We start from the raw sequence: 10,253 nt of genomic DNA on the forward strand, positions 1-10,253 counted from the left end.
ATCAGCCCGCGCCGCCGTCGGGGCTCGCGTGGCGGATCATCGGGACGGGCCATAGGGACCCGCGCTGGCGCGCGGTGCGCGCGAACAACCCCGCGCGCGGGGTTGTTGCGCTCCCGCTCCGCGGGAGCGCCGGCGGGACGCTGCGCGTCCCGCGCGACCCCCTTGCTGTGCAAGGGGGTCGCCGTTCCGTCCGCTGCGCTCCCGGAACGCCAGGACTTCGTCCTGAGGCCGGCCCTCCGCTGACGCTCCGGGCCGGCCGGGCGGGTCCGCTGCGCTCCCCCGCCCTGAACGGTCCTTCCGGCTTCGCCTCCTGGACCGTTGGGGCCCGCTGACGCGGGCCTGGCTGGCTGTGAGGGGGCGGCTGCTTGTTCGCGTCGGGTTTCAGCATAATGCGCGCCTCGTTGTGATGCAGCATGTAGTGTTGGGAGAAAGTGGTTACACCCTCAAGATTATTCGGACTCGACAGGGTAAAGCGGATTTGATTGTGGTGTATCGAGTGGCGATCAGGGAAAGAATTCTTAGCGAGCTTACGCGCAGGGCTCAATACTTTATCGGAATTCATGGTTACCGGATTCATGATCCTGGTGTGGAGCGGCACCGGGCCCGGTGGCTGGGGCATGGAATTCCCTCTGCAGAGATCGATCGTGCTGTGGCGTATCAGGAAGTCTGGGGCGGGATTGCCCTGCCTCCATCTCCGCACTATGACGGTGGCCCCCGTTCGTTCAGTGCGGATGTCCCTGAGGGGTCGGAGGCAAAGGGCTGGTGGTTCGAGGCCTGGCTGCAGCACACCGCGCTTCCCTACGCGTTCATGATCGGCCCGGACGGGGCGTTCGGTATCCATGCCGGCTCCTGGGTGCCTCTGCACGGCAGCGTCGAGGGGCGGGTGGAGTCGGTGGCCCTGGCAGACCATGCCTGCGGGTGCGCCCGCACCATCACCACGGTGACGGGTGAAGCGGTGGAGGCGCTGCAACTCGACGGCTTCGAGCCGGTCTTGGAGGTTGCCGGACGCGCAGACACCTGGCGGCGGGGAGCTGACTCTCTTGTGGCTGTCTACCGCGGGGAAGCCGAGTGTATGTCGGCGCCGCGGTGCCGAACCGCAACGGTCTACTCCGGGCTCGACGAATGGGACCTTGAAGGAATCGGAGTTTGAAAATGAATCTGCCGTTTACGGAATGCCGATCCACGGAATTTGCTCTCAGTAAAAGGAATTGGTGACGGTGAAGTCTGGAATTCCGAGAATCGTGCTCAGGGAGCATCAGGTGGATGCGGCTGCGTGTATCCGTGAGTGGGTCGGGTTCCCTGCAAGATCACCTGTGCCGCCGGAAGGGACCCGTGCCTTGGGGGTGTCCGCGACCGGATCCGGGAAGACGATCACGGCCGCCGCGAGCGCGCTGGAGTGCTTCCGGGACGGGCGGATCCTCGTCATGGTGCCCACCTTGGACCTGGTCGTGCAGAGCGCCGAGTCCTGGCGTCGGGTGGGGCACCGCTCTCCGATGGTCGCGGTCTGCTCGGTGGACAAGGACGAGGTGCTGGAACGGCTCGGGGTGCGCACCACCACCAATGCGATCCAGCTCGCGCTGTGGGCGGGGGCCGGGCCGGTGATCGTGTTCGCCACCTACGCGTCTCTGGTGGACCGCGAGGACCCCGCCGACATCACAGGCCGCCGGAAGATGCCGGGACCGCTGGAGGCCGCTCTGGCGGGCGGGGAGCGGCTCTACGGCCAGCGCATGGCGCCGTTCGATCTGGCGGTCTTGGACGAGGCGCACATGACGGCCGGGGACATGGGCCGGCCTTGGGCAGCCATCCACGATAATGCCCGTATTCCGGTTGATTTCAGGCTCTACCTGACCGCCACCCCGCGGATCCTCGCGGCGCCGCGGCCGCAGCGGGGGCGGGACGGCCGGGAGCTGGTGATCGCATCGATGCAGGACGACAGCGCCACTTACGGCAAGAGGATCTTCGACCTGGGGCTTGCGGAGGCGGTCGAGCGGGCGATCCTCGCGGGCTTCGAGATCGACGTGCTGGAGATCCGTGACCCCGACCCCGTCCTCGGGCTGTCCGAGGACGCGCTGCGCGGCCGGCGCCTGGCGCTGCTCCAGGCCGCGCTGCTGGAGCACGCGGCGCAGATGAACCTGCACACCACCATGGTGTTCCATCAGCGGGTCGAGGAAGCCGAGGCGTTCGCCGGGCAGATGCCGCGTACCGCTGCCGAGCTCTACGCCGCCGAGGCGTCCGGGGCCGCTCTCGTCCACGCGGAGGAACTGCCCGTCTCCTCCATCGACGCCGAGCTGTACGAGCTCGAGGACAGCCGCCACGTGCCCCCGGACCGGGTATGGGCCGACTGGCTGTGCGGCGACCATCCCGTCGCGCACCGGCGTACGGTCATCCACCGGTTCGCCAACGGCACCGACGCCGCGAACCGGCGCGTGCACCGGGCGTTCCTCTCCTCCGTACGCGCCCTCGGCGTCGGCGTCGACATCACCGGCCTGCGCGGCGTCGAGGCCGTGTGCATCGTCGGATCACGCAGCTCCCAGGTCGACATCGTCCAGAACATCGGACGCGCCCTGCGCCCCAACCCCGACGGCACGACCAAAACCGCACGGATCATCATCCCGATCTTCCTGCAGCCCGGAGAAGACCCCAAGGACATGGTCGCCTCCGCCAGTTATCAACCCCTCGTCGACATCCTCCAGGCCCTGCGTTCGCATTCCGAACGCATGGTCGAGCAGCTCGCCTCCCGCGCCCTGACCCGCGGCACCGAACGCCGGCGCATCCACGTCCGCCCCACCCCCGGAACAGGAACCCTCGGCGGGGACGGAGGTGAAAACGGCGAGGAGACCGACGAGGCGCAGCAGGAAGTCGAGCGTGTCACCCGGGTCGTGGTGAACTTCGCCCAGCCGCGTGACGCCGCCGACATCGCCGCCCTGACCCGCTGCCGCGTCATCCGCCCCGAATCCCTGGTCTGGCTCGAGGGCTACCAAGCCCTGCTCCGCTGGCGGGCCAAGAACGAGATCACCGGCCTGCACGCCGTCAGCTACGAGACCGAGACGACCGCAGGCACAACAACAAACTTCCCCTTGGGGAGGTGGGTCCACCAGCAGCGCAAAGCCCTCCGCGCAGGTGAGCTCGACCCCCACCGCAAAGAGCTCCTCGACGCCCCCGAAGCCGGCATGGTGTGGGAGCCCGGAGAGGAAGCCTGGGAAACCAAAATCGCCGCACTCCGCTCCTACCGGCACGCCACCGGACACCTCGCACCCCGCCAGGACGCGGCGTGGGGCGAGGGTGAGGTGATGGTGCCGGTCGGGCAGCACATGGCCAACCTCCGCCGCAAAGACGGACTCGGCAAAAACCCCGAGCGAGCCGCCGCACGCGCAGCACAGCTCACCCAGATCGACCCCGACTGGAACTGCCCCTGGCCACTGGACTGGCAACGCCACCACCGCATACTCACCCACCTCGCCGCCGACGAACCCGACGGCCAACTACCCGACATCCAGCCGGGTGTCGTCTACGACAGCGACGACCTCGGGCGATGGCTGGAACGGCAGAAACAGCCAGGCACCTGGGCCCAGCTCCTCCCCGCGCAGCAGGAGCGACTGTCCGCGCTCGGCATCAAGGCCCCTGTAGCCCCGTCTCCCGCCCCGGCAGCGCCCCGCACAACGAAGGGCGGCCCGAGCAAGACACAACAGGCATTCCAACGCGGCCTGACAGCACTCGCCCAGTACATCACCCGCGAAGGCCACCACCGCGTCCCCCGCGGCCACTCAGAACAGATCGTGATCGACGGCCACACCGAACCGACCATGATCAAACTAGGCGTGTGGGTATCGAACACCCGTACCAGACGCGACAGGCTCACCCAAGACCAGTTGACCGCACTACGGGACCTTGGCGTCGAATGGGCGTAGGCGCATCTGCTGGCAGACGGGGCCAGCCGACGAGTGCGGCCCTAGTCCCAGCTCTGGGGTGAAGTGTCGTGCCCGCCCAGGCAATTGCGGGGTGCGAATCTTCAGCTGCGGGTCCGTGAAGCAATTACGGACCCGCAGATTGGTTTTGGGACCTCGCGAAAAATTTCTTCAGTTGGTGTGTCACGTTCGCCAACTTCCCCTGCACACAAGCCCGTACAACAAGCGATCTGCTTCGCAGCTTGCCGCGCGCGATCAAGAAGCGTTGTCAGAGCTCAGGAGCAGACAATGACGAGGGGGTTTGTGCCATGAACATGGAAGCAGAGATCATCGAGACCGTTGAGACGGTGCTGGGCGGGGAACGCGGGGCGCGGGTCGAACGGGACGCCGCGCGGATCGAGGAGCTGGCCTGCAGTGGTTTCGAGGGGCTTGCCTACGACGTGTTCGAGATCGAGCTGTACCGGGAAGCCGAGCCGATCCTGCTCGGCATGCTCCGCAAGGGCACGCTTCCCCGGCTTGCCCAGAAGCAGTGCAGGAGCCGGGGCTGGAAGTTCTTCGTCCACGAGGACGACATGCGCCTGCTGCGCGGCAGCCGCGCGGAGCGGGACGTCATCATGGTCGACGTGTTCGCCGAGGCGATGCGGAAGTTCCGCCGCGATCTGCAGAGCGGGCGGGGCTGGACGGCGGACTACAAGGGACCGCGCGGCGCCTGCTGCCTGATGACGTACTTCATCGGCCAGTGCATCTGGGTGTTCCGTCGGGCGTATGTGAGGTGGGCCAGGCAGCGGGTCAACTGGGCGCGGCTGCACGCCGTGTACGACTTCACGGAGGACGCCGCGAACAAGGCCGGGATCGGCGGGCTGCTCCAGGCCACCAGCTACGAGATCGAGTCGGAGGTGTTCAGCACCAACTTCGAGGACATCCTCAGTGAGCAGGCGCCGGAGACGCAGGCGGTCGTGCGGCTGACGGTCATGGGTTTCCCTGACACCGAGATCGCGGAGCGGCTGAACCTCACCAACACGACCGTCCGCAAGCGCAGGTCGCGGTTCCGGACGGCCTTGTACCAGGCGGCCCGCGAGCGCCGGATCTGGATCCCGGAGCAGCTGCACACGAAGGCTGCCTCCCGCCAGCAGAATCAGCGGGGTGCGGCGTGAGCACGCAGAACCTCCTGATGCTGCTTCTGGCCCTGGTCGTCCTCGCGGCCGTCGCTGTCATCGCGGGCCTCATCGGCTACAGCGTCGCCCGGGAGGGGGGCTCGCCGGTCTCTACGGCCATCGGCCGCGGCAGCGTCGTGTTCTTCAGCGCCATGACGCTGTTCATCGCGCTGCTGGCCGTGCTGGTCCCGGCCGTGACGTAAGGCAGGACACCGGGCCGGCCGAACACCTCGGTCGGCCCAAGTCCTGGCCACTGTGCGAGGTGGCGATAGAAGTCGTCGATGCTGATCACGTACGCGGTGACAGTGTCTCGTCCGCTGTCGTCCCGAGGTCGGAGCGTGCCACAAATGAATGCAGCGAGCCAGGCATGAGTCGGCGGACTGCACATAGTTCACCCGTTCAGGGTGGGAACAGCCGGTTCACGCCTTCCAGCGTCTGACATGCACTTGGGTGTCCGACGTGGAGCGGCATGGAGGTAGGGGAAGCGGAAAGTCGCTGGGCGGGATCGGTGATGGTCTGGAGGCCCGCTTCGTTGATCCCGTGGAGGGTGAGCGGGAGACGTGCTGGCGGGACGTCGCGCGTGGTGTTGCCTTGGAGGACTGCGGACCGGTGCGTCCGTTTCCTGTGCGGCCTGGCAGGCGGATGGCGCCGGGCTGGTGGTGGTCGGCCACCGACGGTCGGCTGGTGCATTACGCGTCTGGTGTCATGCGGACCCAGGTGATGTTGCTGGACCGGGATCCTTCTGTCGTGGCGCTGGCGTGCCGCCCGGTGGAGCTCACCTGGCGTGGACGTGATGGGGCGTGGGTGCGGCACGCGCCGCATCTGATGGCCCGGCTCTCGGATGGCGGAGGTCTGCTGGCTGACTGTTCCGGGCGTGAGGAGATCTCGCGGCGTCTCGCTTCGCGGGCGGCGGTGATGGAGGCCGCGGCTCTGGCGGTGGGCTGGCAGTACAGGGTTCTGCGGCCTCCGGATCCGGTTCTGGCAGCCAATCTCGGCTGGCTGGCCGGGTACCGGCATCCCCGCTACCGAGGTGCCGAGCTGTCGGGGCGCGTGATCGAGGCATTTCGACGGCCGCGGCCGCTGATCGAAGGGGTACGGGAACTCGGGGATCCGCTCGAGGTCCTCCCGGTGGTCTTCCACGCGCTGTGGACCGGCGTCCTGTCGGCTCCGCTGGACAAGCCTCTGCATGAACGGGTGGTCGTGACGGTGGGCCGCGCAGGACGGGGCCTGTCGTGACCGGCACGGTACTGGAACCCGGAACGAAGGTGCGCTTCGAGCAGCGGATCTGGACGGTCGTCATGCTGGAAGGGGCTTGCGCCCGGCTGATCGACGCGAACGACTCCGTGGCCACGGTGCTGGTGAACTTCCTCTTTGCGGCTCCCGGCTTTGAGGTGGTGGGTGCGCCGCGGCGCGGCGTGGCGCCGTTCGGGCTTCTGGAGGAACTGCCGGAGCAGGTGCGCGAGCGCGCGCAGGCCTGGGAGCGGCATGTGCGCGAGGTGGAGACCGGGGTCCCGGTTCCCGGGCAGGCTCGGGTTCCACGGGCGGGGTTCGACCCCGCTCGGCACACCATGGCGGAGCGGGAGGCGGCCAAGGCTGCGGAGCTGACGGCGGCTGGGCAGCCGACGAGCGCGGTGACGGTGCGGCGGATGCGGGCCCGCTACCGGGAGCATGGCCTGTGGGGTCTGGTGGATGGCCGGGCGGTCCGTCGGCGCTCGCCGGTGGGGCGTGCTGACGAGCGGGTGGTCGCCGCGATCGTGCAGGCGCTGGAGGCACAGCGGGAGCGGTCGACCGGGACGCTGAGCCGGCTGCGGCGGGTGGTCGGCTGGATTCTGGAGGACGCTCACGGCGTGGGGGTGGTGAAGGTGCCGCCGGTAACGACGTTCAACCGGCTGGTGCACGCGCTCGCGGACGGTCAGGGGCTCTTGGGGACGGCGGCGCAGCGGCGCCGTCATTCCTCGCGGCCGGCTCCCCCGTTCACGCCGACGGTGGTGCTGCGGCCCGGTGAGATGGTGATGCTGGACAGTACTCCGCTGGACGTGATGGTGGTCTTGGCCGACGGGGTGACGGGTTCTGCCGAGCTGACGATCGCGCTGGATGTGGCGACGCGCAGTGTCTGTGCGGCCGTCTTGCGGCCGGTGGGCACTCGGTCGGTCGATGCGGCGATCATGCTGGCGCAGATGGTGACGCCGCTGGGGATGCGTCCGGGGTGGGAGGCGGCGTTGGCCATGTCGTGCTCGGTCATCCCGTATGAGCGGCTGGTGTCACTGGACTCGCGGCTGCGGGGTGCGGCGGCGCGGCCTGTGATCATGCCGGAGACGGTGGTGGTCGACCAGGGCTCGGTGTTCGTTTCCGCCTCGTTCGTCGCGGCGTGCGAGAGCCTGGGGGTGTCGGTGCAGCCGGCGCCGCCGGCCAACGGTCCGGCCAAGGGGCATGTCGAGCGGATGTTCCGCACCATCGGTGACCGGTTCTCCCAGTACGTGGCGGGTTACACCGGCTCCGATGTCACCCAGCGCGGCACAGACGTCGAGGACGAGGCGTGCTGGACGCTGCCGCAGCTGCAGGACCTGCTGGATGAGTGGCTGGTCGCGGACTGGCAGCACCGCCCGCACGCGTCGCTGCGTCATCCTCTGGCCCCCAAGCTCGCGCTGTCGCCGAATGAGATGTGGGCCGCGCTGGTCGGGGTGACGGGCTACGTGCCGGTGTCGCTGAGCGCGGACGACTACATCGAGCTGCTGCCGGTCAAGCGGCTGGGTATCAACGACTACGGCATCCGTTTCGACTACCGCACCTACGACCACGAAGTCCTCAACCCACACCGCAGGCACAGGTCGGCAGCCGGGGACGGCATGTGGGAAGTGCACCACAACCCCTACGCCCCTCAGCAGATCTGGGTGCGGCTGCCCGGCGGCTGGCAGGAGGTGCCGTGGATTCACCGGGAGCGTGTCAGCCTGCCCTTCACCGACTTCACCTGGCGGCACATCCGCGCAGGCGTCGAGCGGCGCGGGGAGCGGGACGAGCACGAGCGGCAGCTCGCCCACGCCCTGGACCGTCTCTTGCGGCGGGCCGACAACGGTGAAGGCAGCCGCCGCGAGCGGACGGTCGCGGCACGGGCCGGCGCTGCAGCGGCGCTCGCCCCGGCCATGCCCTCGCAGGAGCCGCCCGGCCTTCTCACTGCCCCGACCCTCTCCTACGGGCTGGTGGGAGTCTTCACCCCGACGAGTCTCGATGAGGCGGACGACGAGGAGTTCGAGGACGGCTGGGAAGAGGACGGCGAGCCGCTCGGCGGACCGGATGATGCCGCCGACGGGTGCCCGGAGCACGAGCGCCCGGCCGCTGCTGTCCCGGTCCGTTCTCGCCCGTCCCGGATCTACGACGCCGTCCGGGAGGCAGCCCAGTGGTAGCGGCCCCGCACACCGATCCCGTCCCCGAAGAGGGACGAAGGGGGGCGGCGTACGCGCCGCCGACCACGCGGGACGGCTGGCAGCAGTTCGTCGGTACTCCCCCGCTGCGGCCCCCGCCCACCGGAGATGAGGACTGGTCGCTCGAGGAACGTCTGGACTACCACTCCCGGTTCGTCGTGCTGACCACCCCGGCCATGGAACGGATCTCTTTGGCGGTGCGACGGCTGATGCTGCTGAACCGACGCCAGCAGGGCACCGCACGCCGCGGCCTGATCGTCTCCGGGCCGCCCACCACCGGCAAGACCACCACCCTGCTGGAAATGGGCCGCACCTTCGAACTCGCCGAACAACGCCGTCACCCGGGCCGCACCGATCACCTCCCCGTCGTGTTCCTGGCCGTTCCGCCCGCCTCCACACCCAAGATGCTGGTCAGCGAATTCGCCCGGTTCCTCAACATCCCCATCGCGATTCGCATGAACCAGGCACAGATCACCGACGCCGTCTGCCACCTGCTGTGCCAGCTGGGCACGGCGTTGGTCCTCGTCGACGACGTCCACCTTCTCGACACCCGCACGCGGGCCGGCGCGGAGACCTCTGACCAGATGAAACACCTCGGCGAACGCATCCCCGCCACCTTCGTCCACGCAGGAGTCGACGTCGAAGCCTCACCCCTGCTGAACGGGCCGCGCGGCGCCCAGCTCGCGGGCCGGTTCACGCTGCTCCGCAATACCGCCCTGCCCTGCGGCACCGACGAACAGCGCGCGATCTGGCTGGACCTGGTCACCGACATGGAAGAGGCCCTGCGTCTGCGCCACCACACGCACGGCACCCTGGCCCGGCACGCCGACTACCTCCACCAGCGCACCGGCGGAGTCATGGGAAGCCTCTCCCACCTCATCCGCGAAGCCGCCCTCACCGCCCTCCTCGACGGCAGCGAGAAGATCACCAAACGGCTCCTGGCCGGCATCCAGCTCGACATCCGCGCAGAACAGCAATCCCGTCCGCCGCGAAGGCGCGCCCCGCGTCCCCGCGGCCCAGTGTCCTGAAGGCGAGAGAGGCGATGTGGCGGTGGAGACAAGGCGGGAAGAGACCCTGCAGACGCCGGGGAAGCACGCGGCCGGTGATGTGGAGGCGCGGCCGCCCGGGCACGACCGGCCTGCCGCGCCTCGCCGCCGGCCGCTGGGTGCGGTGCGGGTAGCACCCTTGAGCGGCGAGGTGACGCTGTCGTTCGTCAGCCGCGTCGCCTCCCGCTACCGGCTCACCGCCAAAGAACTCATCGGCGCGCTCGTCGACGTCAAGCGCCGCCCCAACCTGGCCACGGTGCGGCCGGACAGCGAAGTGATCTTCAACGCCGAGGGCCGGGCGGTACTCGCCGCGTTCTGCCGCATGCCCGAAGAACACCTGCGCCGTGCCCTGCCGACCTGGGACACCGCCCCTCCCCCAGGCAGGCCCGGCAGCGGGCCGGCCGCCTGGTTCCGCACCGCCGAGGCGATCGCGCCGACCGGCCCCGGATGCCGGGCCTGCACCGCGAGGGCCACACAAGGCCGCGAGGAAGCACGCCGCTACCTCGCGCCGCACGCCCGGATCTGCACCACACACCAGTGCTGGATGCTCGAAACGCCCGTCGGCCAGACCGCGGCCGGCCCCACGCAGCTGGAGAGACCTGGAGCAATTGTCAATTCCTGTGGATCGATGCTGCCGCCTGGTTATGCGCTGAGGTGTTCGTGGAGCATCTGCCAGGTTCCGGCGTTGTTGACGAGCACGTTGGTGCCGCGGCCGTTTCCTGATCGCGG

8 protein-coding genes and 1 pseudogene are annotated in these 10,253 nt (G+C 69.0%); 8 read left to right on the forward strand and 1 reads right to left on the reverse strand.

The features are described 5' to 3' along the window. The 8 genes and pseudogenes from SRB5_RS35345 to SRB5_RS35380 form a co-directional block, all read left to right on the forward strand. Positions 1 to 68 (forward strand): annotated as a pseudogene (locus SRB5_RS35345) (HNH endonuclease); the annotation flags it as partial. Positions 69 to 406: 338 nt separating this feature from the next. Further along, a complete protein-coding gene (locus SRB5_RS35350; RefSeq protein ID WP_228390693.1) occupies positions 407 to 1,150 on the forward strand; it encodes a hypothetical protein in 744 nt (247 codons plus the stop codon). A 79-nt stretch (positions 1,151 to 1,229) separates the two neighbouring features. Beyond that, a complete protein-coding gene (locus SRB5_RS35355) occupies positions 1,230 to 3,908 on the forward strand; it encodes a DEAD/DEAH box helicase (protein ID WP_323379038.1) in 2,679 nt (892 codons plus the stop codon). A 305-nt stretch (positions 3,909 to 4,213) separates the two neighbouring features. After that, complete coding sequence (locus tag SRB5_RS35360) at positions 4,214 to 5,059, forward strand: helix-turn-helix domain-containing protein (RefSeq protein WP_153457903.1); 846 nt, start codon at positions 4,214 to 4,216, stop codon at positions 5,057 to 5,059. Next, positions 5,056 to 5,262, forward strand: coding sequence for a hypothetical protein (locus tag SRB5_RS35365; protein ID WP_153457905.1), 207 nt, complete (start codon positions 5,056 to 5,058; stop codon positions 5,260 to 5,262). The genes SRB5_RS35360 and SRB5_RS35365 overlap by 4 nt, the downstream gene beginning before the upstream one ends. Positions 5,263 to 5,509: 247 nt before the next feature. Next, positions 5,510 to 6,295, forward strand: a complete 786-nt coding sequence (locus tag SRB5_RS35370) for a TnsA-like heteromeric transposase endonuclease subunit (protein ID WP_323379035.1) — start codon at positions 5,510 to 5,512, stop codon at positions 6,293 to 6,295. Beyond that, the gene (locus SRB5_RS35375) at positions 6,292 to 8,460 is read left to right on the forward strand and encodes a transposase (protein WP_323379036.1); all 2,169 of its coding nucleotides are present in this window, start codon (positions 6,292 to 6,294) and stop codon (positions 8,458 to 8,460) included. Before SRB5_RS35370 ends, SRB5_RS35375 begins: the two co-directional genes overlap by 4 nt. Before the next feature lie 176 nt (positions 8,461 to 8,636). Further along, the gene (locus SRB5_RS35380) at positions 8,637 to 9,506 is read left to right on the forward strand and encodes a TniB family NTP-binding protein (protein ID WP_323379037.1); all 870 of its coding nucleotides are present in this window, start codon (positions 8,637 to 8,639) and stop codon (positions 9,504 to 9,506) included. 660 nt (positions 9,507 to 10,166) lie between these two features. On the opposite strand, the gene SRB5_RS37825 is transcribed toward SRB5_RS35380, so the two are convergent. After that, positions 10,167 to 10,223 (reverse strand): hypothetical protein, encoded by a 57-nt coding sequence (locus tag SRB5_RS37825; protein ID WP_407703965.1) that lies wholly within the window; start codon positions 10,221 to 10,223, stop codon positions 10,167 to 10,169. Positions 10,224 to 10,253: the final 30 nt, after the last annotated feature.

This window comes from Streptomyces smaragdinus (assembly GCF_009604385.1).
Lineage (GTDB): Bacteria > Actinomycetota > Actinomycetes > Streptomycetales > Streptomycetaceae > Streptomyces > Streptomyces smaragdinus.

Coding starts and splice junctions, on each gene's coding strand:
- SRB5_RS35350 (WP_228390693.1), top strand. CDS start 407: ATGCAGCATGTAGTGTTGGGAGAAAGTGGTTACACCCTCAAGATTATT.
- SRB5_RS35360 (WP_153457903.1), top strand. CDS start 4,214: ATGAACATGGAAGCAGAGATCATCGAGACCGTTGAGACGGTGCTGGGC.